Origin of the sequence: Myxococcus sp. AS-1-15 (assembly GCF_020037055.1) — a bacterium.
Lineage (GTDB): Bacteria > Myxococcota > Myxococcia > Myxococcales > Myxococcaceae > Myxococcus > Myxococcus fulvus.
Genome location: NZ_JAIQDF010000001.1, coordinates 1,295,875 through 1,319,442 on the forward strand (window position 1 = coordinate 1,295,875; position 23,568 = coordinate 1,319,442).

A 23,568-nucleotide genomic window follows, 5' to 3' on the forward strand; every position below is an offset into this window, starting at 1 on the left:
TGTCCTCCCAATGGGCAGCGGAGGCATGAACGCCGTTTCTGAAACGCGGCCGCGCGTCGTTGGGCACAGCGTCCTCCCGAGAAGGAGCGTTGGCATGGGCACGGCGCCAGGGGACGGGGGCGCGCATCGCGGGGCCATGGTCTTCGGAGCGGAGATTTCGCGTGGCTGAGCTCGCCGTCCTCCTGGTGGATGACGAGCCGCTCGCCCGACGTGGCCTCCGGCAGGCCCTGTCGCGGCATCCGGACGTGACGGTGTGCGGCGAGTGCCGCGACGGGCGCGAGGCGGTGGACGCCATCCACGCGCTGAAGCCCGCGCTGGTGCTGCTCGACGTGCAGATGCCGGAGCTGGATGGCTTCGGGGTCATCCGCGAGGTGGGCGTGACACGGATGCCCGCGGTCATCTTCATCACCGCGTTCGACTCCTTCGCCGTGCGCGCCTTCGACATGCACGCGGTGGACTACCTGGTGAAGCCCTTTGCGGACGAACGCTTCGACGAGGCGCTGAGCCGGGCGCGGCAACGACTGCGCCAGGACGAGGCCTTGGCGTTGGGACGAAAGCTCGCGGCCCTGCTCGCGGACACGGGGCACGCTCCTCCCAAGGAGGACGACACTCCGCCACAGGACGAGCACCCGAGCCGACTGGTGGTGAAGGTGGGGGCGCGCTCGGTGCTCGTGCCGGTGTCGGACATCGACTGGATTGGCGCGGACGACTACTGCGTCACGCTGCACGTGGGCGACAAGGAGCACGTGCTGCGCGAGAGCCTGGCGTCACTGGAGGCCCGGCTCGACGCGGAGCGCTTCGTGCGCATCCATCGCTCGGTCATCGTCAACGTGGAGCGCATCCGCGAGCTGCATCACGACTCGGCGACGGAACTCGTGGTGGTGCTGAGCACCGGCCAGCGCCTGCGGGTCAGCCGGAGTCGACGCGAGGAACTGGAGCGCAGGCTCGGACGGGCTCGCTAGACGTCCCGTCGATACGCGGGAGGAATCTGCTCTCCTTCGAGTGTCACCCGCGTCCCGACACTCCGCTCGCCGAAGAGGATGAGCCGGATGACGTCGTTGAAGTCCCTCAACCGGATGTAGAGGATCCACGTCTCATCCAGGAGCCACCAGCCGCCCTCCGCCGTCACGAAGAGGATGGCGAAGTCGCTCGTGGCCACGGGACACGCGGTGGCGGACAGGGTCCGTTTGACGTCGGGGATGCAGAATCCGTCGATGCCATCCGCCGCATCGCTCGCGCCGAACCTCAGGTGGCGATGGTCGACCCCACGCACGTCGAGCCCGTCCATGAACGTCATCACGGCCTGGGCGTAGTCGTGGACCTGGTAGCCCAGGCCCTCCAGCTCCGCGCACACGGTGTCGATGGGCACCGTGCGCGACTGGAGGACACCGCGCTGCTGGAGGAAGCCCCGGACCTTGGGTTCGAGGACTCCCATCCACGGCGGAGTGAACAGCATCGTGTCGTTCATGGCGGATGCGCCCCCGTGCGTTCTTCGCCATCCTCGCACACGCGCCTCACTTCAGGGCTTCACCTCGGAGACCACGGCGTTCTGCTTCTCCACCGCGGCCGCGAGCGCGGACACGTCCGTGGCGCCCAGGTGCATGCCGAAGACACGGGCCACCTCCAGCCGCTCACGCGCGATGACCTCCATCGTCTCGGAGACCTGTTGCACGTTGAAGAAAGTCCCGTCCGGGCGAGGCTGGACCAGGTCGCTGGTGTAGAGCAGCCGGTGCTCGGGAAGCGCGACGAAGAGCATCCGCTCCCCGGTCTCCGTGCGCACGGGGACCAGCTCCAACCGGTTCCTCCCGGCGCCGAGCTTCACGCGTTGCCCCACGTTGACCAGCGAGGCGGCCCGAGGCGCACGGGCGAGCGCGTCCGGCGCGAGGGTCCGAGGCGCCGTGAGCACCCCCTGCAGGAGCGGCCGGTTGAGGTCCAGCACGTGAAGCGGGATGCCGCGCGCGGCGTACTCCCGGACCCCGCCCACGTGAGGCCATGCATCGCTCGTGGACACCACCGCCTTCACCTTGACGCCCGGGAAGCGACGCTGGGCCTCCTCCAGGATTCGCGCCGAGTAGCCCGAGGAGATGGGCGCCTCGATGATGACGAGCCCATCGTCCTGCTTCACCAGCGTGACATCCCACGCGCCAGGCAGATGCACGACGCCCGGCGCCAGCTCGACGGCCGGACGGTCGGGGCGACCCAGCGGCAGGTCATCCGCGGTCATCCGCCCCCGCGCCGCGAAGCCCTTCTTCACGTCCTCGGGAATGGCGAAGTCCTCCTCGGAGACCTTCGGAGCCAGCTCCAGCCGCGTCACGGTGAAGCTGTGGTAGGCCTGCCCCTTGCGCTCCCACTCCCAGTGGCGTGGATGGCGCAGCCCGCCCGGCTCCAGGGACCACGCCTGGAAGAACAACCGCGTCGTCACATCACCCCAGACTCTCCAGAAGAAGTCCGACGGGTGCGCGTCCAGCGTCTCCACCATCGTGGGCAGCCGCGTCCGCGCGTTGAGATACAGCTTCACCCGCGCGTGGCCATGGCGGAACGCCACCACGTGGTGCGGCACGTCCTGCAGCCGGGTGTCCGCCAGCGCGCGCAGCTCCGGCGCGGCCAGCGCGGTGAAGAGAATGCGCTCGGGCGCGAAGTCGAGCCGCTCGTTCAGGTCCTGCAACTGGGCCCCTCCCGCGGGACGTCGCTGGCCGCCGCGCTCCATCATCACCACACCGTCGGACAGCACCATCGTCGCGCCCTGCCAGTCCTCGAGCCCCGGGGAGCCACGGCCCTCGGTCTTCATCCGCAGCCGACGCTGTCGCAGGTCTCGCACCTCGTCGACCTGCTCGTAGCTGACGAGCCACGGTGGGGCAGGGCGCTCGGACTGCTCCATCAGGTTCCAGTGGCCGATGCCCTGGATGCGCAGCGCGCAGAGGGCCTGGAGCTTCGCTTCGCCCCCCATGGCCTCCAGCGAGGCCCGCAGGTGGGCACGCGCGACGTCCTCGGCCGCGAGGGCGGAGGACGCGAGGAACAGGCCGAGGAGCACGAGCAGCGGAGTGGTTCGTCTCATGCCCCCAGGATGCCGAGGCGCCCGTGGGCTCCCGGTGCCTTTGCAGCCAATGGCGGGACGGGCGCGGCGAAGTGCGCGCCCGGAGCGGCGAGTGGTGGAGCGCCGGGCTCAGTCGCCCGCGACCGCGAGCTGCCAGTCCCCGTCCTTGTCGATGCCGACGCGCAGGCCCAGGTAGCTGCCCAGCTCCTTGCGCATGCTCTCGAGGTCGGCCTTCGGGTAGACGCCGGCGAGCATCTTCACGTCCTTCTCCGTCTTGAAGCCGGTGATGTGCACGGAGGGCCAGTAGTAGAGGTCTCCCTCCTGGGCGTAGGGCAGCTCCAGCACCTGGACGATGCGCGCGAGGGTGGGCTCGCCCTTCGCCTCCTCCTGCTTCCAGAACGCCACCGCGTCCTCGTCGGGGCCGAAGCTGAAGCGCACGCTCTTGCCCTTCTCGTCCACCAGCCTGCCCAGCTCCGCGTAGTCGCACGCCCGCGCGGCGGCGATGATGCGGGTGCGCATGCTCTCCACCGCGGGAGGCAGGGGCGGCTTCGGCGCGGCCTTCGTGGAGGCCTTCAGCTTCGCCGCGGAGCAGTCCGTGCCACCCGACGCCTGCGCGAGCGCCCCGGCGTCACCCGGGCCCGCGTCAGGCGTGCCCGCGTCGGCCAGGTCCACCGCGCCCCCCGCCGTACCGGGAGCGACGGGAGGCGCGTCGGGAACGACAGGCTGGGTGGGTGCCACGGCAGAGGCGGGAGCCCCCGCGTCCACGGGCCCGGCGGGGGTGGCGGTGCGCTCGGTGCAGGCGACGAGCGAGGCGGCGACGCAGACGGACAGGCGGGTCAGGCGGGTCATGGCCCGCGTATGTAGTTCAAGCCCCCCGGCCCGTGTCGCCCCGATGCGCTTCTTCTGGTGACTCGAGGACGAACGTTCATTCCCGGGCCCCGCGCGCACCGCCGGACGGCGACCGAGCGCCGGTGCCACGCATGAGTTGCTTGGGTCCGCCTCCGGACGAGGTGATACTCCCCACCCATGTGCGGCCGTGTCACCGTTCGGACCTCTCCTGATCAGCTCGTGGTGGAGCTGGGCCTCGCCGGCATTCGCATGGCGGTGGACCGCCCCCGCTTCAACCTGGCGCCCACGCAGCTGATGCCCGTGGTGCCCAATGACGGAGCGCGGATGCTGGACGCCTTCCGCTGGGGGCTCATCCCCTCGTGGGCGAAGGACGCGAGCATCGGCAACAAGCTCATCAACGCGCGCGGGGAGACGGTGGCGGAGAAGCCCAGCTTCCGCAGCGCGCTCAAGCGCCGCCGCTGCCTGGTACTGGTGGACGGCTGGTTCGAGTGGAAGCAGTCCACGAAGCCGAAGACGCCCTTCTACTTCCACCGCGCGGACGGCAAGCCCCTGGCGCTCGCGGGGCTGTGGGAGGAGTGGACGGCGCAGGACACCGGCGAGGTACTGCGCACCTGCACCATCATCACCACCAGCCCCAACGCGTTGATGGCGCCCATCCACGACCGGATGCCCGTCATCCTGCCGCCCCCGGCCCAGGAGGTGTGGCTGCGCCCCGAGCCCCAGGAGTCCTCCGTCCTGCTGCCCCTGCTGGTGCCCGTGGCGGACGACGGCCTGGACGCCTACGAGGTGGCGCGCGTGGTCAACTCCCCCACGAACGACGTGCCGGCCTGCGTGGAGCGGGTGGCCGCGTAGCCGCGGGAAAATAAATCCCCTGTCGAAATGCGCGGGCCCCGTTCGTTCGCCTCCTGAAGTCGAACACATCGGAGGATTCGCGATGAAGGACCGGGGTCGGGAAGGTCTCAGCCGCCGTTTCATCCTGGGGGCCGGGGCCGCGTGTGTCGCGAGTCTTGGACTCTCTTGCCGGGGACACGCCATGAACACGAAGCCGCAGCAGGGTGGCTACGCCACCGTCGACGACCTGAAGGTCTATTTCGAGGTCCACGGAGGCTCGCTCGAAGGAGGCAAGACGCCGCTCGTCCTGCTGCCGGGCGGAATGCTGGCCATCGAGACGGCCTTCACGAAGGACCTGCTCCCGCGCTTCGCCCGGAGCCGCCCCGTCATCGCCATGGAGATGCAGGGGCATGGCCACACGGGAGACAGGCCGGGCCCCATCCAGCTGGAGCGCATGGTGAAGGACGTCGTGGGCGTGCTCGCGCACCTCGGCGTGAAGCGGGCCCACCTGCTGGGCCACAGCCTGGGCGGGATGATCGCCACGGGCGTGTGCGTCCACCATCCCGAGGTCGTGGCCAGCGCCACGCTCCTGAGCGTCACGTACACGCTCGAGGGCATGCTGCCCGAGCTGGTGAAGATGCAGCGAGACCCGACGCACGTGCCCTCGCCCGAGCTGATTCCGCTCCTTCCCACCGAGGCGGACTTCGTGTCGTGGAAGACGAACTTCGACAAGTACAACCCGGACCCGTCCAGCTTCGAGTCCGTGCTGGCCCGACTGAACACCCTGCTGACCGAGTGGAAGGGCTGGAGCACGGCGCAGCTCAACGGCATCCGCGCGCCGGTGCTGCTCGCGCTCGGCGACAACGACTTCACCCGCCTGAAGCACGCGGCGGAGATGTACCGCCTCATCCCCGGCTCGAAGCTGGCCGTGCTGCCCAACACCACGCACATGAACATCATCGAGCGCGGTGCCTGGCTGGAGCCCATGGTCCAGGAGCTCATTTCGCGCGCGGAAGGCGCCTGAGCGGAGGCGTCCGCCCGCGCCGCGCCGTCCCTGTCGACGCGCGGCGCGAGCCTGCGACTACTGGAGGTTCGGCGGCCCCGCGTCCGGAGTGCCCGAGTCCGACGCTCCCGCATCGGAGGTGCCGGCATCGGACGGGATGAAGATCGTCGTCTTGGAGCAGCCCCCGTCGCAGAAGCCGCAGTTGAGCTGCGAGCATCCCGTCGGAACGGCGACGCAACCCGTGGGAGGAGGGCACCCGTTCCCGCCGATGCACGTCCCCGTGCAGATGATGGTCCCCTCGCCACCGGGAATCACGATGGGCGGCACGTTCGAGGCCGAGTGCGAGGCGGTGGGAAACTCCACGCGGACGGAGAGGGTGGAGATTCTCTTCCCGTCCTCCTCGTGGTTTCGCGCGGCCCCGAGCGGCGTCAGCACCGCGCCCTCCAACTGCCGGGCGACGTCGGGCGGCGTGTTGTCGACGAAGGCGCACGCCGGTGCATCCGTGGACGCGGCGGCGTCTATTCGAGACGCCGCCTTGGGCTCGTCACCACAGGCCCAGAGTGCCGCCACCGCCAGGACCACCGCCACCACGACACGATGCAAGGGATTGAGAGAGGTCATGGTCCCGAGTCTGGCTGGGACGCCCCGTGCGGGCTGACGTCCTCGGGACGGATGTCCAAGCCCCGACACTCAGCCCCGGCTCGGACTCCAGTCCCGCGCCAATCTTCCCATCCCGCCGTTCCTCCTCCTGCGTGTCCGCACCTCCCCTCGTGAGACATGAAAGGCTCCAAACGAAGGATTCCATGACAGGCGTTCATTCCATGCCTCGCCACGAAACAGGCCGGGCATTGCACCAACCAAGAGGGGCATTGCATGAACGAGCAGCGAAGGTCGTCGCGTGGCTGGCGTCTGGGCTCGGTGTCGGGAGTGATGCTGGGCGCGCTGGCGTGCGGAGGTGTCGCGGAGCCCGAGGTCGCCGCCCCCGAGGCCACGGGAAGCACGGCGCTGGTTGAGCGCGTGCGGGACACGGCGGAGCTGGCCCGGATGAAGGCCTACGCCGAGTCGCTCTATGACGAGAAGGACGTGGTGCATCGCTTCACCAGTCGCGGCGGCGAGGCCATCGACTGCGTGCCGCTGTACGCGCAGCCCGCGCTGCGTCAGCCGGGCATGGAGAACCACCGCATCCAGCTGGCGCCGGGCACCGAGCCCATCGCGCGTCCGGAGCGGCCGGTGGCGCCGGGGGACTCGCTCGCGGCGAAGTGGCGCGCCGAGCCCGCGACGCTGGAGGGCCGCGCGGACGAGCTGGACGCCACGGGCGCGCGCAGGCGCTGCCCGGAAGGCAGCGTGCCCATCGTCAAGCTGACGCTCGACACGCTCAAGCGCTTCGAGTCGCTGGACGACTTCCGCCGCAAGATTCCCAGCCACCTGACGGGCAACGTCTCCGTGGAGACGGGCAAGCGGCGCTCCGAGCAGGCGCCCACGCCGTCCCTGCGCGCGGGCCCCACGGACCTGCACCAGTACGCGCACACGTCCCAGTGGGTGAACAACATGGGCGCGGAGGCCATCTTCAACCTGTGGAGCCCGTACACGGAGCTGAGCAGCGAGTTCAGCCTGTCGCAGATGTGGGTGGTGCGCGGCTCGGGCGCATCGCTGGAGACGGTGGAGGTCGGCTGGCAGCGCTACCGCGACCTCTACGGCGATGACCGCTCGCGCCTCTTCATCTACTTCACGCCGGACAACTACGGCAGCGGGGGTTGCTACAACCTGAGCTGTGGCGCGTTCGTGCAGACGAACACGTCCGTCTTCATCGGCGGAGGCTTCGACAACTACAGCGTCGCCGGCGGCGCCCAGTACGAGTTCAAGTTGATGTGGTTCAAGGACGGCACCACGGGCGCCTGGTGGCTGAAGTTCCAGGACACGTGGGTGGGCTACTACCCGCGCGCGCGCTTCGACGCGGCGGGCCTGGCGGACCGGGCGGACGTCATCGATTTCGGCGGCGAAATCATCGACAACCGCAACCTCAACCTCCACACGTCCACGGACATGGGCAGCGGCGCGTACCCGGGCGCGGGCTGGAGCCACGCCGCGTACACCCGCAACATCCTCTATGTGGACACGGGCAATGTCTATCGTGAGCCCACCTCGCTGAGCGCGTGGCGCAACGACAGCAACTGCTACGACATCAGCCAGTCCAGCAACCCGGGCGGCTGGGGCCGGTACTTCTACTTCGGAGGCCCCGGCTACAACGGCAACTGCACGTAGCCCACGTCGTCAGCGCCGGGTGGGAGGCGGGGACAGCTGCTCCCCGCCCGGGCTGGCTCAGGACGCGCGCTTGGGGGCGCGCAAATCGGTAATCGGCAGCGGGTGGCGGGTGCCCTGGGGCGAGACGAGGGCCGCGGCGAGGACGAAGTCCTGACCCATGCGCAGCTCCAGGGTGGTGGGCCCCTTGTGCGTGGTGCGCCAGTCCAGGTCGATGCGCACGGTGCCGAGCAGCTCGCGGTCCACGGTGGTGGTGTCGAGCGACTCGAACAGGGCGACGGAGATGGGGCCGGGGATGAGGGGCAGCTCCAGCGTCACGGACTTCGTCGCGGGCACGGGGGTGTTGGCGGGGATGACCTCGTGCTGGGCGCCGCCGGGCACCATGATGCCGATGGGCATGGGCACCACGTCCGACAGGCCCGTGATTCCGCGCGCCAGGTTGCGCCCGAGGATGGCCGCGCCCACCGCCACGCCCAGCTCCGGGTTGACCTCCTTGTCGGAGGACAGCCGCTTGAAGTGGGAGAAGCGCTGCCGGATGACGGGCATGCGCGTCTGGCCGCCCACCAGCACCAGCTCGTCGATGTGCTCCGCCTTGAGCCTGGCGCGCTCCAGCACGTCGTCGCACGCGGACGCGGTGCGCTCGATGAGCTGGAACACCATCTCCTCCAACTGCTTGCGCGTCAGCGTGTAGTCGAAGTCGATGAAGCCGCCGTCCTTCTGCGCGATGCAGGGGACGCGGAGCACCGTGGACTCGCGCGTGCTGAGCGCCATCTTCGCGGACTCGGCGGCGAAGACCAGCCGCTGCATCACCACCTGGTTGCCGCGCAGGTCCAACCCGTGCTGGCGCTGGAAGTCCGCCACCAGCAGCTCCACGATGCGCTCGTCGAAGTTGGCGCCGCCCAGGAACGCGTCGCCGCCCGTCGCGAGCACCTTCACCACCCGGTTCTGCACCGCCAGCAGCGTGGCGTCGAACGTGCCGCCGCCCAGGTCGAACACCATCACCGTCTGCTCGGGGTTGCGCAGGTTGGCGTAGTAGAGCGCCGCCGCCGTCGGCTCGTTGATGATGGCGCGCACGTTGAGGCCGCACATCTCGGCGGCCTGCCGCACCGCCTCGCGCTGGCGGATGCTCGCGTGCGCGGGCACCGTGAGCACGCACTCCTTGAAGGGCTCGCCGGCCGCGTGCGTGGCCAGGGTGAGGATCTGCTTGATGACCAGGTGGGTGACGTCCGTCAGCGACGTCTGCTTGCCGTACATCGTCACCGCGGTGTACCCGTCCGGCGCCTCCACCAGCTCGAAGGCGTACTTGTCCTTGTGCTGGGTGACGTACTCGGACTGGTAGCGACGGCCCAGGAAGCGCTTGGCGCCGAACACGGTGTGCCGCGGGTCGTCGATGATCTGCCGCCGGGCCGCGTGGCCGACGATGGCCTTGTCCGCCGCGTGGAACCACACCACCGAGGGCAGCGTGAAGCTCTTGTCCGTCACCGGCACCAGCCGCAGCTTGCCCGCCTTGTCGAAGAAGGCCGCCGACGTGTTGGTGGTCCCGAAGTCGATTCCGAGGATGGGGGCCGTACTCATGCGCCCCGGAGTCTCCCATGTCTGGCCCGGCGGTTCAGCTCCGAGATTCCAGGGATTCGGAGTCGCGGTTCACCCGCCTACACGTGCTCCATCACCATGACGGCGACGGTGTGGGGGGCGAGGGCCTCGTAGAGGTGGGGCACGTCGCCGGGGAAGGTGGCGTAGTCGCCCGGGGCCAGCTCCACCGGGTGGTCCGAGGGGCCCGCGCGCAGCCGACCCTTGCTGACGATGAGGTGCTCGACGCTGCCGGGGATGTGGGCCTGGGCGTGGCGGGCGGAGCCGGGCTCCAGGGTGATGACGTAGAGGTCCCGTCGTGCGCCGGGCGGGCAGGCGGACAGCATGATGCCGGTGAAGTGGGCCTGCTCGGAGCGGATGGCGGCGCCCTCGCCCGCGCGGATGACGCGCACCTCGCGAGCGGGCGGGTCCACCAGCCGGCTGAAGGGCACCCCCAGCGCCACGGCCAGGGCCCAGAGCGTCTCGATGCTCGGGTTGCCGGCGCCCGACTCCAGCTGCGACAGCGTGGACTTGGAGATGTCCGCGCGGCGCGCGAGCTCCGACAGGGACATGTCCGCGCGCTCACGCTCCCGGCGCAGGGCGACGGCGATGGCGTCCAGCGGACGAGGGGGCTTGGGTGTTCGTTTTACCGGCATGGTCGTTCTTATTGACGAACGGGCGGCTTCTGTCCAGATTGAGATGCATGGCGAACGTGGACCGGGTGTTGGTGCGGGACGTGGGGGCGGTGGCGCTGGCGTCGGGCGTGGTGGGGGTGTCGTTCGGGGCGCTGGCGGTGGCGGCGGGGATGTCGGTGTGGATGGCGCTGTTCATGTCGGTGGTGGTGTTCGCGGGCGGCGCGCAGTTCGTGGTGGTGGGGATGGTGGCGGCGGGGGGCAGTCCGGCGGCGGCGGTGGTCGCGGGGCTGTTGCTCAACGCGCGGCATCTTCCCTTCGGGTTGGCGGTGGCGGACCTGTTGGGGAAGCGGTGGTCCACGCGGCTGCTGGGCGCGCACCTGATGGTGGACGAGTCGGTGGCCTTCGCCCTGTCCCAGCGGGAGCCGGGACGGCGTCGGGCGGCCTACTGGTTGTGCGGTGGCATGTTGTTCGTGGGGTGGAACACGGGCGTGGTGCTGGGCGGCTGGGCGGGGCGCGTGGTGGGCAGCTCCGAGTCGCTGGGGCTCGACGCGGCGTTCCCCGCGTGCATGGTCGCGCTGCTGTTGCCATCGCTGTTGCCGCCCCGGGAGCAGGACGCGGAGGCGGGCGCGAGGGAGCGGGCGGCGAAGGCGCGCCAGGTGGCGCTGGTGGGCGCGCTCATCGCGTTGGTGCTGACGCCGTGGCTGCCCATGGGGCTGCCGGTGATTCTGTCGATTCTCGCCGTGGGAGTGGCGCTGCGATGACCTTGCTGCCGATTCTGGTGCTGGCCCTGGGGACGTATGGCTTTCGCGTGGCGGGGCCGCTGTTGAGCGAGCGGCTGAAGCTGTCGGCGCGGGTGCAGGAGCGGATGGCGCTGGCGACCATCGCGATGCTGGCGGCGCTCGTGGCCACGTCGACGCTGCTGGCACAGGGAGGCCTCGCCGGGTGGGCCCGGCCGACGGGGGTGCTCGTCGGCGCGGTGCTCGCGTGTCTGCGGCTGCCCTTCATCGCGGTGGTGGTGGCCGCGGCGGCGACCGCGGCGGGGCTGCGCCTGCTCGGCGTGCCGTGAGCACGTCGAGCAGGGCCGAGGTCAGCCGTGCTCGAAGCGCGTGAGGTTCAGGGACAGGTGCTCTGGTTGTAGGTCTTGGGGTAGGGCGTCAGGCTGCCCTCGAAGACGGGCGCCGCGCGCAACGTCGAGGGCGGGATTCCTTCGGGCGCTGCGTGTATTTCTTCACGTCCCGGTCGGCGGATGTCGACGCACCGTGAGGCGTGATAACCGCGACGGATGCGAATGAATCAGCGGTGGCTCGAGGTGACGCTCCTGGCGACGGCGCTGTGTCTGTGTGCCTGCGGCTCCAGTGACTCGAAGGACGATGCGGGCAGCCCGGATGCCGGCGGTGGTGACGCGGGGACGCCGGACGCGGGCACCCCGGACGCGGGGCCCGAGGTGCCCGCCTTCGAGCAGGGGGACGGTGTCTCTCGCGAGTCCGCCGTGGTGGGGGGCGTCGACGTGGACCGCTACACGTGGACGGACTCGAAGGGGCGCCCGAGGACGTTGTCGCTGAAGCGGCAGACCGCCGCGGGCAATGGCGGGTACGCGGTCCAGATGACCTATCAGGTCGCCGCGGGCGCCGACTGGCGCACGGTGACGGTGGATGGCACGGGCGGCGGCGAGCGCGGCTTCGGCTACTTCGTGGGCCATGAGCTGTACCGCCAGTTCGACAACGGCGCGTCCGGCACCATCGCGGGGCTGAACGGCGAGGACGACTCGCCGCTCGGGTATGGCTTCGCGGTGCGGGGTGTCCCCTCGTCCATCCTCCCGGCGAGCACCTCCGCCAGCCACACCTTCACGACGACCTATCCGAAGTGGGGCACCCGGGTGGCCATGGCGGACGTCACCGCGGCGACGCCGGCCGCCACCGCGTCCCACCAGAAGTTCCTGGTGCCGCTCACCCTGCGCTGGGTCTTCCAGAAGGGCGTCGACTTCCCGCGCCTGGACATCCGGCTGGACCTGGGCGAGGCGACGGCGGGGCAGCTCTCGTTCGATATGCGAGGCCCCTACGGTGTCGTCGAGTTCGCGGACGCCGACCCGCAGGCGCCGCTGAGCAACGTGCAGTGGGGCGACACGCGCAACCACTTCACCACGCAGGCACCGGTGGCGGGTGTGCTGACCACCCAGGCGAACTGGACGTGGAACGAGCCCATCGGCGCCACGCGCAAGTACCACGCGCTGCTCGCGCGCCACTCGGGTACGGGCGTGTTGTACGAGCTGGGCCTGGTCGAGCTGAAGCTGGGCCAGGACACGGGGCTGGTCTACGGCGGCTACAGCACCAACAACGGCGCGACGAAGGCCGCCACGGGGCGGGCGCTGCTGAGCGACGGCTTCTCCGCGGGCGAGTGGCCGTTCCAGTCCGCGCAGTACAGCGGGCTCAACGCGGCCACGGGCGTGACGGGCAAGAAGTTCGCCTGGGGCTCCAGCCCGTTCTACGGCTCGGCGTTCACCTCGGTGTACTTCAACAACGACTTCAGCACGGCCATCGACGCCTTCCCCGCGAGCAAGGCGCTGCTCTACCGGACGTGTCTGGTGATGGGCGTGTCCCCGTTCACCGACGCGAGCCGCAAGTCCTTGACGCGTCAGGTGGCGGAGAGCGCGTCGCCGAGCTGCGCGGCGGCCGAACCGCTCTGAGCCGTCACTCCAGGGCCCCTGCCTCGTGCGGGCAGGGGGCCGTCACGCGCGTCTCATGGGGGGACGACACGCCCCAGGACGTCTGGGCACCGAGGCAATCCCTGCCGCGCCATCCCACCAGGAGGGTGCGGCCCTCGTCCGCGTAGAACTGGAGGCGCTCGCTCTGGCCGGACGCCAGGAGTGCTCGTCGCGGGGCGCGGGGGGCCTCGGGGGGCGCTTCCACGAGGAGCCGCTCGAACACCGAGCGATGGACGTTCCATTGCTGCGAGGGGTGCGGCTGACATTCCGGGTGGAGGCGGATGCGCGCCCCTCCCACGGGCTCCGGCGCCCCCTCCACGCATTCCCCCGTCGCGGCGCTCTTCAGCTGGATGCCCCGGAACCCCGGAGGCGGAGGGGCGCCGGGTGTCTCGAACGGGGTGATGACCCATTGCTGCTCGAGACTGTCATCACAGCGCGCGGAGACCAGACGTCGCCCGCGAGCACCCAGACAGAAACTTCCATTCCGGATGCGCTCCCGGTGGGCCTGGGTTCCCCGCACCGGCTCGAATTCCCAGTCGAGCCCCGAGGCATGACAAGGCGCGGCGCTGACATTGCCGCCGGGAGTCCCGATGGCTGGCTTCATGCAGTATTGCTGTTGTTGTTGATGCAGGACTGTCAGGGGGCTCACATCCGCGGGGACAGACGCGCAGAGTGCCAAGGCCGCACTCCGGGCGACAACGCGAATCGTCACGCGACCACGGGGGTGATTGCGCACGGCTCCTCCACGAGGGACAGGGATTGCCGACAGGGTGCGTTGGCCCCGTCGGGCGCGTCTATCCCAGAAAAGTGGGGAATTCTTGTCTGGGCTGGATATTGTCAGGGAATGGTGACGCGTTCCCGGATGGAGCGAGAGTTGTTGGGCGCCTTGCGTGAGCTGTCCGAAGCGGAGCTCCCCTTGGGGGAGTTGTTCACGCGGCTGAATGTCTTGCTTCGCGAGCCCCTGGGAGTGGATGCGAGTTGTTGGCATGGCACGGACCCGGCGACGGGGCTGGTGACGTCGACGGTGATGGAGAACCTGGACCCGCGGGGGTTCGAGCGGGCGGCGTATCTGGAGTTGTGGGCGCCGGAGCCCTTGACGTTCGCGGGGCTGCGGGCGTCCGGGCAGCGGGTGGGCTCGTTGCGGAGGGCGGCGGGGGAGAAGCTCGACGAGAGCGCGCGCTACCGCGAGCTCATCGCGCCCTTCGGCTTCGGGGACGAGCTTCGGGTGAACTTCGACTTGCCCTCGGGGTGTTGGGGCGCGGCGACGTTCCTCCGCGCGACGGACCGGGGGCCCTACACGGAGCGGGAGCTGGGGATGATGGAGCGCTTCTCCGCGCACATCGGGCAGATGTTGTGGCGTTCGTACCAGGGCACGGTGCCGAAGGGGGAGGGGCAGCCGCTGCCGGGCATCGCGGTGCTGGGGCCCCGGGGGCAGTTGATGTCGGCGGACCCGAGGGCGGAGGCGGTGCTGGCGGAGCTCGCGGAGACGTCACCGTCGTCGACGGGGGTGCCGTCCGGGGTCATCACCGTGGCCGAGCATGCCCGGGGCCTGGGCGCGGCGGGGCGCAGGGACGTGCCGTCGCGCTCCAGGGTGAGGACGCGCACGGGGCAGTGGCTCACGCTGCATGCGTCCCTGCTGGAGGGGCGTCCGGACGGGCAGGTCGCCATCGTCGTGGCGCCCGCCACGCCCGCGGAGGTGTTGCCCATGGCCCTGATGAGCCTGGGGCTGACGGCCCGTGAGCAGGACGTGGCCATCCTGGTGGCCCAGGGGCACACCACGGACACCATCGCCCGGACGCTGGCCATCACCCCGGCGACGGTGCAGGACCACCTGAAGGCCATCTTCACCAAGGCCAGGGTCCGCAGCCGCCGCGAGTTCATCGCCCAACTCGTGGGCATGTCCGCGGGGCCCCAAGGCGTCGCGCGAGGGGCTTGAGACAACAGTGTGTTTGAAAATGTTTCAGCATGGTGGCGCTGAAACATTTGTGACGACGCTTGGGGTTACGTCTCGGATTGGCCGCGCCGGAGGCCCAGGGCCTTCATCTTCTTGGAGAAAGTCAAGCAGTTGACTGAGATTGATGGAGTTGCCCGAGGCGTCATTTCGGGTACTTCCGATGCCGTGGCTGTTGATGTTGTTGATGGAGTGCCGGTCCAGTTGAGCGCAGTTGAGCACGCGCCGAACACGCAGGCGCCCTCTGCTTCTGCGCTCCTGGCGGCACTGCCGGTGCTGATGCCCCTGTACCACCGTGAGCACGGCGTGACCGCATCCTGGCGGTCTTGCCCCACGTGTCTGGTTCTGCTCGGCGTCACGCGCCAGTAGCGGGTCATCCCTCCCCCCTTTCTTGTCGTTCGCATCTCCCGAAGGAGTTGTCATGTCCAAGGCCAGGAGTGTCCCCACGTCCGCGACGTCGGGCACCGTCCCCGACCGTTTCACCACCGTCCAGGAGCGGACCCCTGACGGCCGCTGGCGCGTGCAGCACGACGCGGCCGAGCCCGCCGAGGCGGGCTCGTTGCTCGAGGCCTATGTCGTCGCTCTGCGCAACCTGGCCCGTGTGTCCACAGCGCCGGGCGCCAAGTCGAAGAGGCGGGGCGCACGATGAGCGCCGCCGTCGACCTGAAGAATGGCATGCGCGCGCCTCGCGCAACGAGGCCCCCTCGCCGCATCGTGGCCGCACCGCCGGCCGGCGCGTTCGGCGCTGTGGCGTGGCTGCACCTCACGTCGCGCCAGCGGGACGTCTTCGCCCGTCCCCGGACGCTGATGGTGCTGGTTGAGTTGGTGCGCGAGCGCCCCCGGAGTGGGTGCGTCGTGTGCTGGCGGGACATGAGCAACACGCTGGCCGGCGCGGACGAGTTGGCCTGCGCGCGGAAGGACAACCCCGACGCCAGCACCTCCTACTGCGCGGCCTTCGTCGGGGCCTGCCGCAACGAGGGGCAGCGGCGCATCGAAGACGCCCAGGCGCGCGGCGTGGCCGACATGGAGGCCAGCCATGGCTGAGCGCCTTTCTTTCGACGCGGCCGGCTGCACGGAGCGCGGGCCGCGCACCAACCAGGAAGACGCCCTGGGCCACGAGGTGGGCCCCGTGGTGTCCGTCTTCGCCGTGGCGGACGGGCTGGGCGGGCACCCCAACGGGGACGTGGCCAGTCAGGCCGCCGTGGACTCAGTGGTGGGGCTCGCGCAGCTCCCGACGGCCGAGGCGGCGCCCGCGCTGGACGCCCTCGCGCGCAACGCGGTGTCCGCCGCCAACCGAGTGGTGCTGGGCACCGGAGGCTGCACGACGCTGGCCCTGCTGGTGCTGTCGGGCACGCAGGCCGTGGTGGCCCACGTGGGTGACTCTCGGGTGTACCGGCTGCGCGGTGGCGCGCTGGAGCAGCTCACCGAGGACCACCGGGAAGAGCGGCACGTCCTCAATCGCTGCCTGGGCGCGACGTCCCCTGACTGCTCGGCGGATTCCGACGTCCAGGTGTTGGAGTCCATGCCCGGAGACGTGTGGCTCCTCGTCACGGACGGGGTGGGCGACACGCTCGAGCACGACGCCCTCCGCGAGGTGCTGGCCGAGCTGCCCACCTTCGGCGCGCTCTGGGCGGCCGCGGTGCTGGTGCGCCGCGCGCTGGACGCGGGCAGCCGTGACAACTGCACGGCCCTGGTGGTGCGCGTGGGAGGTGCCACGTGAGTCCGCGGATGAAGCGCTACACGCGCAAGGACTTGCGGCTGGAGTGGCGGCCACTCGACTGGGACCCGGAAGGCGCCTCGCGGTGCGCGGCGTGCGGGCCTCGCCACACCCTCTACGTCGACCCGCCAGCCCGGCGCAGTGACTTGTGGCGCTGGGGGCTGCACGACGGGGCGTCGTCCCAGGGTGGGCGTGGCTGGCTCATCACGAGCGGCTTCATGGCCGAGACCGGGACGCTGCTTCAGGCCCAAGGCATGGCTGAGGAGGCTGTGCGCACCCTCGCCGAGGGGCTGCTCGCGGCGCTGAAGGGCGGTGCGCGATGAGCTGCTCCGCCCACTTCGCCAGCATCTCCACGCGCGGTCCCTTGGGCCACGTCGTCACTCTGCGCGCCTCCGGCGCCGAGGTGGAGGCGCACGCGGCCACCCGCGGGGAGGCCATGGACGACGCCAGGGCTGCCCTGGTGGGAGAGCTTCGCCGCGCGAGGACGCCCCGCAGCTTCAGCCTGGGCCGGCGCCCGGTGAGGAGGCGTCCGTGAGCAAGCCTTCCGCGAAGTACACCCGGCGCCCGCTCACCGAGGTGGAGCAGAAGCTGGTGCTGACGGCCGAGAAGGTCGTCTGGTGGTGCGTCCACTCCTTCGTCCGTCGTCATGAGGCCGCGCGCGGCTTCGAGGATGACCTCTCCACCTACGCGTGGATGGGGGCGATGGCGGCGGCCCAGCGCTGGCACCCGGAGGGTGGTGCCAGCTACCGCACCTTCGCCAAGCGGCACATCCGCCGAGACGTGGCGCGCGGCTGGTTGTCCCTCGTTGGCGCTGTCCGTGACGAGGACGGCAGGCCCGTGGCTGGAAAGTACGTGCCGCTCGACGACGTGCTCGGCGCCACCGTCGCCCCGTCGCAGGAGCGGCTGGCCGAAGCCCACCGCCTGGGCGCCACCATCGGCGAGCGGATGTGCCTGCACTTCCGGGCCGGGCTGCGCGAGCCCACGCGCGTCAAGGCGGTGCAGACGTACCTGCTGCATCTGCAGGGGGACACGCTCGAGGAAATCGGAGCGGAGCTGGGGGCGACGAAGCAGCGCGCGCACCAGCTCCTCAACGACGCGGAGAAGGCCGCCGTCCGTTGGGCCGCGTCCATGACGCCCGCGTGGGAGAGGAGGGTGGCATGACGGCGTGCAACCCTCGGCCGCTGCCGGAGCACGGCTCCGCGCGCGGTCAGCCGACGAGCCTCCAGCTCGCCGTCCTCGTCTACACCTGCGCCTTCATCGCCGCGCGCGGAGAGCCGCCCAGTGTCCACGAGCTGGCCGAGCGCTTCGGCTGGAAGTCCCCCAACGGCGCGGCGGACGTCCTGCGTCGTCTGGCGGCGCGGGGGCTCGTCGCGCTGCGGAAGCGCCGGCACCGGAGCCTCCGGGTGACGGAGGACGGTCGTGCCGCACGGGCTCGGTGCCTGAGAGAGCAGACGGCGCGCTTCGACGAGTACAACCGCGTCAACGAGGGGGCACCATGAAGCCCGCCTTCGTCGTCGCCCTCTGCGTTGCGCTCGCGGTGTCCGCCGGTGTCCTGGTGTGGCTGGGCGCGAGCCTCCAGCAGTACCACCCGCGCGAGGCCGGCGCCTGCTGGCTCCTCGCTGCGGTCGACTTCCTGGCGCTCGCCGGCATCGGACTGGTGAGCGCCGCCCCTGTCGAAGCGCTGTCTCTCCCTCCGGTGCGCCGCGCCAGCAACCGCGCGCGCGCCAGCACTACCCCGAGGTCTCCGTGAACGAGAACACGAAGTCGTTGGTCAAGCAGGTGGGGAAGTACCTCCAGAAGCAGCGCGCCGAGCGCAAGTTGACTCAGGAGGAACTCGCGGAGCGGGCTGACATCAGCGTCTCGTACCTGTCCATGCTCGAGCGCGGCGAGCGTGCGCCGCACCTCCAGACGCTGGTGGCCCTGTCCGAAGCACTGGCCGTGCCGCTGGTGGCCCTGCTGTCGCCGGAAAACGCTCCTCAGGAGGGGGACGTGAGCGCTGGGCTGCGCTCCTTCATCACGTACCGCGGGCTCTCCGCCGCGCAGGTGGGCCAGATCGAGTCCGTGGCCAGGGTGCTGTTCCCGGCGCGGGAGGGGGGCGGGCATGGCTGAGCGCATCCGCGGACTCACGCTGTGGCGGCCCTGGGGATGGGCCATCTTCCACGCCGGCAAGGACGTGGAGAACCGTGGTGCGAACTTCCCCGCGCCGCCAGTGGACTCCTGGCTGGCCATCCACAACGGCAAGACGTGGGACGAGGACAACGCGCAGGCGATGGCTGAGGAGTTCGGCCTCGTCGTGCCTCCGGAGAACGAGCACCCGGCGGGCGCCATCATCGGCGTGGCGCGTGTGGAGGCCGTGACACGTGGCACCAAGCACCGGGAGAGCCGCTGGTACATGGGCGACACGGGCCTGTGGCTCGCGGATGCGACGCCCATTACCCCGGTGCCGTGCCGCGGGGCCCAGGGGCTGTGGACGTTGCGCGAAGACGTCCTGGTGCGCGTGCGGGACGAGATGCGGCGCGCTCGGCGAGCTCCTGGTGCAGTTGATGACCGGGGGCTCGTAGCGCTCGGAGGGTTGTCCGACGACTCGACTCTCATCGCGAAGTGCAAGGCGTGCGGCAACGCCGCCATGGTGCCGGTGTCCTCGGCTGCGCTGAATGAGGCTCTCCAGCAGGGCCAGGCTGGAATCCCCGAGTGCGCAATGGAGTGCGCGTACTGCGGCGGCAAGGCCACGGTGCGCGGCGCCCGCTTCGTTGAGCACGCCTTCGCCTTCGATGACGCGATTCGCTCCTTCTGGCGGGCTCGCCTCCGAGACGAGCGCGCGAAGGTGGAGCGCCTCAAGGAGGGCCGGTGGTGAGCCGCCGTCTCCTCCTCGCCACCCTTGCCGCGGCCCTGTGTGGCGTTGCCGCTGCGCATGCCCACGCTGAGTGGCGCGCCTGCGCGTACGTCGGAGCTGGAGGGTGGGGGCTGGTGGCCCTCGTCCTCTTCCTCGGCGGAGCCTTCCTGGTGGTCACCGCGCTCCGCCGGAGTTCTCCATGACGGACCAGGGGCTCATCATCGACCTGTTCGCCGGTGGCGGTGGCGCGGGCACTGGCATCGCCGCTGCCGTCGGACGGGAGCCGGACATCGCCCTCAACCACGACCCGGTGGCGATGGCCGTCTACAAGGCCAACCACACCACCACCATCTGCAGGCCGGAGAACGTGTGGAAGACGCCGCCGCGGCAGGTGGTTGCGCTCGCGAAGCGTCGCGGAAAGCGCGTGTGGATTCTGTGGGCGTCCCCGGACTGCACCCACTTCTCGAAGGCGAAGGGTGCCAAGCCCAGGCGCAAGGACATCCGCTCGCTGGCCTTCGTCGTGACGCACTACGCGCGCGACGTGGAGCCGCAGTTCATATTCCTGGAGAACGTCGAGGAGTTCGTCGACTGGGGCCCGTTGTACACGGTGGGCTACGTCATGCCCGACGGGCGCGTCCTCAAGGAAGGGGACCAGCTCATCGATATGCCCATCCCCGAGCGCGCGGGTGAGGACTTCCAGCGGTTCGTCGGTGAGTTGCGGCTGATCGGGTACAGCGTCGACTGGCGACTCATCACGGCGAGCGAGCACGGGGCGCCGACGAAGCGAAAGCGGCTCTTCCTCGTGGCACGCCGGGACGGACTCCCCGTCTCCTGGCCTGCGCCGACCCACGGGCCTGGGCTCCTGCCCGTGCGGACCGCTGCTGAGTGCATCGACTGGTCCATCCCCGTCCAGAGCATCTTCGGACGGCGGAAGCCGCTCGTGCCGAACACGCTCCGGCGCGTCGCGCAGGGCATCCGCAAGTACGTGTTCGAGAATCCCGCGCCGTTTGTCCTCACCATCGACCAACAGAGCACGCGGGACACCGCGCGTCCTGTGGACGAGCCGCTCTCCACCATCGTGACGAAGGCTCGCCACGCGCTCGTCGCGCCCACGCTCATCCAGGTTGGCTATGGGGAGCGGAAGGGGCAGGCCGCGCGAACGCTGGACCTGCACGCGCCGCTGGGCACCATCATGGCCCAGGGGCGCAAGCACGCCCTGGTGAGCGCCTTCCTCCGAGAGCATCGCCTCGCGGCATCCTTCGTCGCGAAGGGCTACGGGGGACACGCATCGCCGGGCATCCGCGTTGACGGGCCCTTGGACACCATCACCACCCAGGACCACCATCACCTCGCGGCCGTCGCGTTCGAGCGCCCCGAGGCTGCGGCTCCCAATCACGTGAGCGAGGTCCGCGCCTTCCTGTCCGCGTACTACGGGGAGGGGAGCGAAGGGCAGCGCTTGACGGAGCCCCTCCGGACCATCACCACCAAGGCCCGCCTCGGCTTGGTGACGGTCGCCTCCGTCGACTACCAGCTCGTCGACATCGGCCTCCGGATGCTGGAGCCGAGCGAACTCCTCCGTGCCCAGTTCGGGGACCACGCCGAGGGCTACGACTTGAGCGCGGCCACGTCGAAGGCAGACAAGGTCCGCCTCATCGGCAATAGCGTGTGCCCGGACGCGGCGGCGGCTGTCGTCCGGGCGAATGTCGGCGGCGCCGCTGTGCGCAGGAGGGCGGCATGAGCACGCCTCTCATCGAGGAGTTGGGCCAACTGCGCTCGCTCGTCCTGGCCCACCGCTACCGCTGCACCGGAGAGGCGCAGTTGCAGTCCGCGCTGGCGCAGGTCCTCGCCGGCGCGGGGGTGTCGTTCCACCGCGAGGTGACGCTGGGCGAGGCGGGCCGCATCGACTTCCTGCTGGGCCACCTGGGGCTCGAGGTGAAGGTGGAGGGAAGCATCTCCGCCGTCACCCGGCAGCTCCTGGACTACGCGGAGCGGGAGGAAGTCCACGGCCTCCTGCTCGTCACCACCCGTTCTCACCATGACGGCCTGCCGGCGCACCTGCGCGGCAAGCCCGTCCGTGTCGCTGTACTGCGAGGAGGTCTGCTGTGAAGTGCTTCGGGACTGTGCGTCTGGAGAGTCGGAAGCTGGGCGCGCGCGGCGGTGAGAGGCCTGCCTGGGTCATCCAGTGCGAGCCGCACGTGTCGCTGCGCATCAAGCGCGTCTTCGACAGGGCCAACAAGGGCGACGTGGGCGAGGTGCTGCTCGCGGCGACGGAGGAGACGGCGCGGGAGCTGGAGTGGTTCATCCAGCGCTACCCGCTGGAGGTGGTGGGCAAGGACGCGCAGGCCTTCCTCAAGCGCGGGGCGCGGGAGCATGCGCGGCGTGAAGCCGCCGTCGCCGAGCTGCTCTCCTCGGAGTACCAGGCGCCTGACTTCCAAATGAATGTCCCTCCGCGCGAGTACCAGCGGCGCGCGGCGGACATGTTCCTGCGCATGCAGCACCTGCTGCTGGCGGACGACGTGGGACTGGGGAAGACAGCCAGCGCGCTGACGGCCTTCACGGACACGCGCACCTTGCCCGCGGTGGTGGTGACGCTGACGCACCTGCCACGCCAGTGGCAGCGGGAGCTGGCGCGCTTCCTGCCCCGGCTGCGCGTCCACGTCGCGAAGAAGGCGACGCCGGAGGAAGTCACGCAGGGGAGGGGCGGGCGAAAGCTGCCGTGGCCGGACGTCCTCGTCCTCAACTACCACAAGCTGTCCGGCTGGGCGGAGACGCTGGTCAGCGCGGGCGTGCGCACCATCGTCTTCGACGAGTGCCAGGAGTTGCGCCGGGGGCCTGACTCGGAGAAGTACCGCGCTGCGCACTACCTTGCTGAGCGCGCGAGCTTCGTCATCGGCCTATCGGCCACCCCCATCTACAACTACGGCGGGGAGATGTTTCATGTCCTCGACGCGCTCAAGCCCGGTTTGCTGGGCACGCGCGAGGAGTTCAGCCGCGAGTGGTGCACGGGCGTGGAGGACAAGCTGTCCTTCAAGGACCCGCGGGCCTTCGGCACGTACCTCCGGGACACGGGGCTCATGCTTCGCCGGACGCGCGCGGACGTGGGCCGCGAGCTGCCCGCCCTCACGCGCGTCCTCCACACCGTGGACTCGGACACCAAGGTGCTGGACGCCGTCGAGGACAAGGCGGCGGAGCTGGCGCGCATCATCCTCGCGCAGGGCGGGGTGAAGCCCGAGGACAGGCTGCACGCCTCCGGAGAGCTCTCCTGGCGCCTTCGGCAGGCCACGGGCATCGCGAAGGCCCCCTTCGTCGCGGACTTCGTGCGCATGCTGGTTGAGAACGGCGAGCGCGTGCTGCTCTACGGCTGGCACCACGAGGTGTACCGGCTGTGGCAGGAGCGCCTCCGGGAGTTCTCCCCGGCCATCTTCACAGGCCAGGAGTCACCCGCGCAGAAGGAGGCGGAGGCTCAGCGCTTCAAGTCCGGGGCGACGCCCATCCTCATCATGTCGCTGCGCGCGGGCGCGGGCCTGGACGGGCTGCAGCAGTCCTGCCGCACGGTGGTGTTCGGCGAGCTGGACTGGAGCCCGGGTGTCCACGAGCAGGCGTGCGGGCGCGTCCACCGCGACGGGCAGGCGGACCCCGTCATGGCCCACTTCCTCGTCTCCGACAGCGGCTCGGACCCCGTGGTGGCCGACGTGCTGGGCATCAAGCGCGACCAGATGGAGGGCATCCGCGATCCGCAGGCCAGCCTCATGGAGAAGCTGGAGACGGATGAGCACCGCGTGCGGCGCCTGGCCGAGGCCTTCCTCAAGAACCGGAGGGCAGCGTGAGCCGCGACCTCGTGCTGCTTTTCCTGCTAGCTGACGATGGTCTCCAGTCGCTCGTCGTGTGGTGGCGCGGCAACGCGAACATCAGCCGGCAGGCCGGGGACCGCCGACGTCTCGTGCTTGAGCGCCGAGAGGTTCGGCGGGCCCTGCTTCGCCTCGGCTGGTGGCGCTCCCTGTGGCCACTCGGAGGTGCCGCATGAGTCGCTGCTTGCGCCTGACTGTGTGTCCTGAGTGCCACCGCCAGTGGGCAGGGGATGCGCTCACTGAGATGGGGCGACGTGCGTACCACTCGCCCACGCCCGCGCCGGTGTACTTCCGGGAGTCGGCGACGTGGCCCAGGTGCATGCACGGCGCCCCCTTCC

General features: G+C 70.3%; 28 protein-coding genes. 21 read left to right on the forward strand and 7 right to left on the reverse strand.

Going from position 1 to position 23,568, the window contains the following annotated elements:
* The first annotated feature begins 161 nt into the window (after nucleotides 1–161).
* The gene (locus tag K8625_RS05350) at nucleotides 162–962 is read left to right on the forward strand and encodes a response regulator (RefSeq protein ID WP_223782006.1); all 801 of its coding nucleotides are present in this window, start codon (nucleotides 162–164) and stop codon (nucleotides 960–962) included.
* Here the strand turns inward: K8625_RS05350 and K8625_RS05355 are convergent.
* The 3 genes from K8625_RS05355 to K8625_RS05365 all read right to left on the reverse strand — a co-directional run bounded on the left by K8625_RS05355 (nucleotide 959) and on the right by K8625_RS05365 (nucleotide 3,883).
* Nucleotides 959–1,468, reverse strand: a complete 510-nt coding sequence (locus K8625_RS05355) for a hypothetical protein (protein ID WP_223782007.1) — start codon at nucleotides 1,466–1,468, stop codon at nucleotides 959–961. The genes K8625_RS05350 and K8625_RS05355 overlap by 4 nt on opposite strands.
* Nucleotides 1,469–1,519: 51 nt before the next feature.
* Nucleotides 1,520–3,055 (reverse strand): MBL fold metallo-hydrolase, encoded by a 1,536-nt coding sequence (locus tag K8625_RS05360; protein ID WP_223782008.1) that lies wholly within the window; start codon nucleotides 3,053–3,055, stop codon nucleotides 1,520–1,522.
* 108 nt (nucleotides 3,056–3,163) lie between these two features.
* Nucleotides 3,164–3,883, reverse strand: coding sequence for a hypothetical protein (locus K8625_RS05365; protein ID WP_223782059.1), 720 nt, complete (start codon nucleotides 3,881–3,883; stop codon nucleotides 3,164–3,166).
* 177 nt (nucleotides 3,884–4,060) lie between these two features.
* Between K8625_RS05365 and K8625_RS05370 the strand changes: the two genes are divergently transcribed.
* Together K8625_RS05370 and K8625_RS05375 are read left to right on the forward strand one after the other, a co-directional pair.
* On the forward strand, nucleotides 4,061–4,735 hold the full coding sequence (locus K8625_RS05370) for an SOS response-associated peptidase (RefSeq protein ID WP_074955898.1): 675 nt from the start codon (nucleotides 4,061–4,063) through the stop codon (nucleotides 4,733–4,735).
* A gap of 181 nt (nucleotides 4,736–4,916) precedes the next feature.
* On the forward strand, nucleotides 4,917–5,738 hold the full coding sequence (locus K8625_RS05375; RefSeq protein WP_223782009.1) for an alpha/beta fold hydrolase: 822 nt from the start codon (nucleotides 4,917–4,919) through the stop codon (nucleotides 5,736–5,738).
* A 57-nt stretch (nucleotides 5,739–5,795) separates the two neighbouring features.
* On the opposite strand, the gene K8625_RS05380 is transcribed toward K8625_RS05375, so the two are convergent.
* Entirely contained in the window at nucleotides 5,796–6,338 is a 543-nt protein-coding gene (locus K8625_RS05380; protein ID WP_223782010.1) for a hypothetical protein, read from the reverse strand.
* A 252-nt stretch (nucleotides 6,339–6,590) separates the two neighbouring features.
* On the opposite strand from K8625_RS05380, the gene K8625_RS05385 reads away from it, so the two are divergent.
* The gene (locus K8625_RS05385; RefSeq protein WP_223745487.1) at nucleotides 6,591–7,979 is read left to right on the forward strand and encodes a neprosin family prolyl endopeptidase; all 1,389 of its coding nucleotides are present in this window, start codon (nucleotides 6,591–6,593) and stop codon (nucleotides 7,977–7,979) included.
* Nucleotides 7,980–8,036: 57 nt separating this feature from the next.
* On the opposite strand, the gene K8625_RS05390 is transcribed toward K8625_RS05385, so the two are convergent.
* Together K8625_RS05390 and K8625_RS05395 are read right to left on the reverse strand one after the other, a co-directional pair.
* A complete protein-coding gene (locus tag K8625_RS05390; RefSeq protein WP_223745488.1) occupies nucleotides 8,037–9,551 on the reverse strand; it encodes an Hsp70 family protein in 1,515 nt (504 codons plus the stop codon).
* A 77-nt stretch (nucleotides 9,552–9,628) separates the two neighbouring features.
* A complete protein-coding gene (locus tag K8625_RS05395; protein ID WP_223782011.1) occupies nucleotides 9,629–10,201 on the reverse strand; it encodes a helix-turn-helix domain-containing protein in 573 nt (190 codons plus the stop codon).
* 47 nt (nucleotides 10,202–10,248) lie between these two features.
* Here K8625_RS05395 and K8625_RS05400 point away from each other — a divergent pair, with 47 nt between their 5' ends.
* The 3 genes from K8625_RS05400 to K8625_RS05410 all read left to right on the forward strand — a co-directional run bounded on the left by K8625_RS05400 (nucleotide 10,249) and on the right by K8625_RS05410 (nucleotide 12,863).
* Nucleotides 10,249–10,941 (forward strand): AzlC family ABC transporter permease, encoded by a 693-nt coding sequence (locus K8625_RS05400; protein WP_223745490.1) that lies wholly within the window; start codon nucleotides 10,249–10,251, stop codon nucleotides 10,939–10,941.
* Complete coding sequence (locus K8625_RS05405) at nucleotides 10,938–11,246, forward strand: AzlD domain-containing protein (RefSeq protein ID WP_141330903.1); 309 nt, start codon at nucleotides 10,938–10,940, stop codon at nucleotides 11,244–11,246. The genes K8625_RS05400 and K8625_RS05405 overlap by 4 nt, the downstream gene beginning before the upstream one ends.
* Before the next feature lie 216 nt (nucleotides 11,247–11,462).
* Nucleotides 11,463–12,863: a hypothetical protein gene (locus K8625_RS05410; RefSeq protein ID WP_223782012.1), complete on the forward strand. Its 1,401-nt coding sequence runs from the start codon at nucleotides 11,463–11,465 to the stop codon at nucleotides 12,861–12,863.
* 4 nt (nucleotides 12,864–12,867) lie between these two features.
* Here the strand turns inward: K8625_RS05410 and K8625_RS05415 are convergent, their stop codons facing one another.
* Nucleotides 12,868–13,485: an RICIN domain-containing protein gene (locus K8625_RS05415; protein WP_223782013.1), complete on the reverse strand. Its 618-nt coding sequence runs from the start codon at nucleotides 13,483–13,485 to the stop codon at nucleotides 12,868–12,870.
* Between the two features lie 240 nt (nucleotides 13,486–13,725).
* Here K8625_RS05415 and K8625_RS05420 point away from each other — a divergent pair, with 240 nt between their 5' ends.
* From K8625_RS05420 to K8625_RS05485, 14 genes are all read left to right on the forward strand, one after another.
* Nucleotides 13,726–14,817, forward strand: a complete 1,092-nt coding sequence (locus tag K8625_RS05420) for a response regulator transcription factor (RefSeq protein WP_223745494.1) — start codon at nucleotides 13,726–13,728, stop codon at nucleotides 14,815–14,817.
* Between the two features lie 436 nt (nucleotides 14,818–15,253).
* Nucleotides 15,254–15,481, forward strand: a complete 228-nt coding sequence (locus K8625_RS05425) for a hypothetical protein (RefSeq protein ID WP_141330909.1) — start codon at nucleotides 15,254–15,256, stop codon at nucleotides 15,479–15,481.
* Nucleotides 15,478–15,876: a hypothetical protein gene (locus K8625_RS05430; protein WP_223782014.1), complete on the forward strand. Its 399-nt coding sequence runs from the start codon at nucleotides 15,478–15,480 to the stop codon at nucleotides 15,874–15,876. Before K8625_RS05425 ends, K8625_RS05430 begins: the two co-directional genes overlap by 4 nt.
* On the forward strand, nucleotides 15,869–16,552 hold the full coding sequence (locus K8625_RS05435) for a PP2C family serine/threonine-protein phosphatase (protein ID WP_223782015.1): 684 nt from the start codon (nucleotides 15,869–15,871) through the stop codon (nucleotides 16,550–16,552). The genes K8625_RS05430 and K8625_RS05435 overlap by 8 nt, the downstream gene beginning before the upstream one ends.
* Nucleotides 16,549–16,872: a hypothetical protein gene (locus K8625_RS05440; RefSeq protein ID WP_223782016.1), complete on the forward strand. Its 324-nt coding sequence runs from the start codon at nucleotides 16,549–16,551 to the stop codon at nucleotides 16,870–16,872. Before K8625_RS05435 ends, K8625_RS05440 begins: the two co-directional genes overlap by 4 nt.
* Nucleotides 16,869–17,084, forward strand: a complete 216-nt coding sequence (locus K8625_RS05445) for a hypothetical protein (protein WP_223782017.1) — start codon at nucleotides 16,869–16,871, stop codon at nucleotides 17,082–17,084. The genes K8625_RS05440 and K8625_RS05445 overlap by 4 nt, the downstream gene beginning before the upstream one ends.
* Nucleotides 17,081–17,710, forward strand: coding sequence for a hypothetical protein (locus K8625_RS05450; RefSeq protein ID WP_223782018.1), 630 nt, complete (start codon nucleotides 17,081–17,083; stop codon nucleotides 17,708–17,710). Before K8625_RS05445 ends, K8625_RS05450 begins: the two co-directional genes overlap by 4 nt.
* Complete coding sequence (locus tag K8625_RS05455; protein WP_223782019.1) at nucleotides 17,707–18,048, forward strand: hypothetical protein; 342 nt, start codon at nucleotides 17,707–17,709, stop codon at nucleotides 18,046–18,048. Before K8625_RS05450 ends, K8625_RS05455 begins: the two co-directional genes overlap by 4 nt.
* On the forward strand, nucleotides 18,045–18,299 hold the full coding sequence (locus K8625_RS05460; RefSeq protein ID WP_223782020.1) for a hypothetical protein: 255 nt from the start codon (nucleotides 18,045–18,047) through the stop codon (nucleotides 18,297–18,299). The genes K8625_RS05455 and K8625_RS05460 overlap by 4 nt, the downstream gene beginning before the upstream one ends.
* Nucleotides 18,296–18,658, forward strand: a complete 363-nt coding sequence (locus K8625_RS05465; protein ID WP_223782021.1) for a helix-turn-helix transcriptional regulator — start codon at nucleotides 18,296–18,298, stop codon at nucleotides 18,656–18,658. The genes K8625_RS05460 and K8625_RS05465 overlap by 4 nt, the downstream gene beginning before the upstream one ends.
* Entirely contained in the window at nucleotides 18,651–19,403 is a 753-nt protein-coding gene (locus tag K8625_RS05470; RefSeq protein WP_223782022.1) for a hypothetical protein, read from the forward strand. The genes K8625_RS05465 and K8625_RS05470 overlap by 8 nt, the downstream gene beginning before the upstream one ends.
* 178 nt (nucleotides 19,404–19,581) lie before the next feature.
* Nucleotides 19,582–21,120: a DNA cytosine methyltransferase gene (locus K8625_RS05475; protein WP_223782023.1), complete on the forward strand. Its 1,539-nt coding sequence runs from the start codon at nucleotides 19,582–19,584 to the stop codon at nucleotides 21,118–21,120.
* Nucleotides 21,117–21,488 carry a hypothetical protein gene (locus tag K8625_RS05480; protein ID WP_223782024.1) on the forward strand — a complete coding sequence of 124 codons (372 nt, stop codon included), beginning with the start codon at nucleotides 21,117–21,119 and terminating at the stop codon, nucleotides 21,486–21,488. The genes K8625_RS05475 and K8625_RS05480 overlap by 4 nt, the downstream gene beginning before the upstream one ends.
* Complete coding sequence (locus K8625_RS05485; RefSeq protein ID WP_223782025.1) at nucleotides 21,485–23,209, forward strand: DEAD/DEAH box helicase; 1,725 nt, start codon at nucleotides 21,485–21,487, stop codon at nucleotides 23,207–23,209. Before K8625_RS05480 ends, K8625_RS05485 begins: the two co-directional genes overlap by 4 nt.
* Nucleotides 23,210–23,568: the final 359 nt, after the last annotated feature.

Coding starts and splice junctions, on each gene's coding strand:
- K8625_RS05435 (WP_223782015.1), top strand. CDS start 15,869: ATGGCTGAGCGCCTTTCTTTCGACGCGGCCGGCTGCACGGAGCGCGGG.
- K8625_RS05400 (WP_223745490.1), top strand. CDS start 10,249: ATGGCGAACGTGGACCGGGTGTTGGTGCGGGACGTGGGGGCGGTGGCG.
- K8625_RS05420 (WP_223745494.1), top strand. CDS start 13,726: ATGGTGACGCGTTCCCGGATGGAGCGAGAGTTGTTGGGCGCCTTGCGT.
- K8625_RS05455 (WP_223782019.1), top strand. CDS start 17,707: ATGACGGCGTGCAACCCTCGGCCGCTGCCGGAGCACGGCTCCGCGCGC.
- K8625_RS05470 (WP_223782022.1), top strand. CDS start 18,651: ATGGCTGAGCGCATCCGCGGACTCACGCTGTGGCGGCCCTGGGGATGG.
- K8625_RS05380 (WP_223782010.1), bottom strand. CDS start 6,338: ATGACCTCTCTCAATCCCTTGCATCGTGTCGTGGTGGCGGTGGTCCTG.
- K8625_RS05415 (WP_223782013.1), bottom strand. CDS start 13,485: ATGAAGCCAGCCATCGGGACTCCCGGCGGCAATGTCAGCGCCGCGCCT.
- K8625_RS05475 (WP_223782023.1), top strand. CDS start 19,582: ATGACGGACCAGGGGCTCATCATCGACCTGTTCGCCGGTGGCGGTGGC.
- K8625_RS05480 (WP_223782024.1), top strand. CDS start 21,117: ATGAGCACGCCTCTCATCGAGGAGTTGGGCCAACTGCGCTCGCTCGTC.
- K8625_RS05395 (WP_223782011.1), bottom strand. CDS start 10,201: ATGCCGGTAAAACGAACACCCAAGCCCCCTCGTCCGCTGGACGCCATC.
- K8625_RS05390 (WP_223745488.1), bottom strand. CDS start 9,551: ATGAGTACGGCCCCCATCCTCGGAATCGACTTCGGGACCACCAACACG.
- K8625_RS05460 (WP_223782020.1), top strand. CDS start 18,045: ATGAAGCCCGCCTTCGTCGTCGCCCTCTGCGTTGCGCTCGCGGTGTCC.
- K8625_RS05355 (WP_223782007.1), bottom strand. CDS start 1,468: ATGAACGACACGATGCTGTTCACTCCGCCGTGGATGGGAGTCCTCGAA.
- K8625_RS05445 (WP_223782017.1), top strand. CDS start 16,869: ATGAGCTGCTCCGCCCACTTCGCCAGCATCTCCACGCGCGGTCCCTTG.
- K8625_RS05430 (WP_223782014.1), top strand. CDS start 15,478: ATGAGCGCCGCCGTCGACCTGAAGAATGGCATGCGCGCGCCTCGCGCA.
- K8625_RS05360 (WP_223782008.1), bottom strand. CDS start 3,055: ATGAGACGAACCACTCCGCTGCTCGTGCTCCTCGGCCTGTTCCTCGCG.
- K8625_RS05370 (WP_074955898.1), top strand. CDS start 4,061: ATGTGCGGCCGTGTCACCGTTCGGACCTCTCCTGATCAGCTCGTGGTG.
- K8625_RS05425 (WP_141330909.1), top strand. CDS start 15,254: ATGTCCAAGGCCAGGAGTGTCCCCACGTCCGCGACGTCGGGCACCGTC.
- K8625_RS05405 (WP_141330903.1), top strand. CDS start 10,938: ATGACCTTGCTGCCGATTCTGGTGCTGGCCCTGGGGACGTATGGCTTT.
- K8625_RS05410 (WP_223782012.1), top strand. CDS start 11,463: ATGCGAATGAATCAGCGGTGGCTCGAGGTGACGCTCCTGGCGACGGCG.
- K8625_RS05365 (WP_223782059.1), bottom strand. CDS start 3,883: ATGACCCGCCTGACCCGCCTGTCCGTCTGCGTCGCCGCCTCGCTCGTC.
- K8625_RS05375 (WP_223782009.1), top strand. CDS start 4,917: ATGAACACGAAGCCGCAGCAGGGTGGCTACGCCACCGTCGACGACCTG.
- K8625_RS05385 (WP_223745487.1), top strand. CDS start 6,591: ATGAACGAGCAGCGAAGGTCGTCGCGTGGCTGGCGTCTGGGCTCGGTG.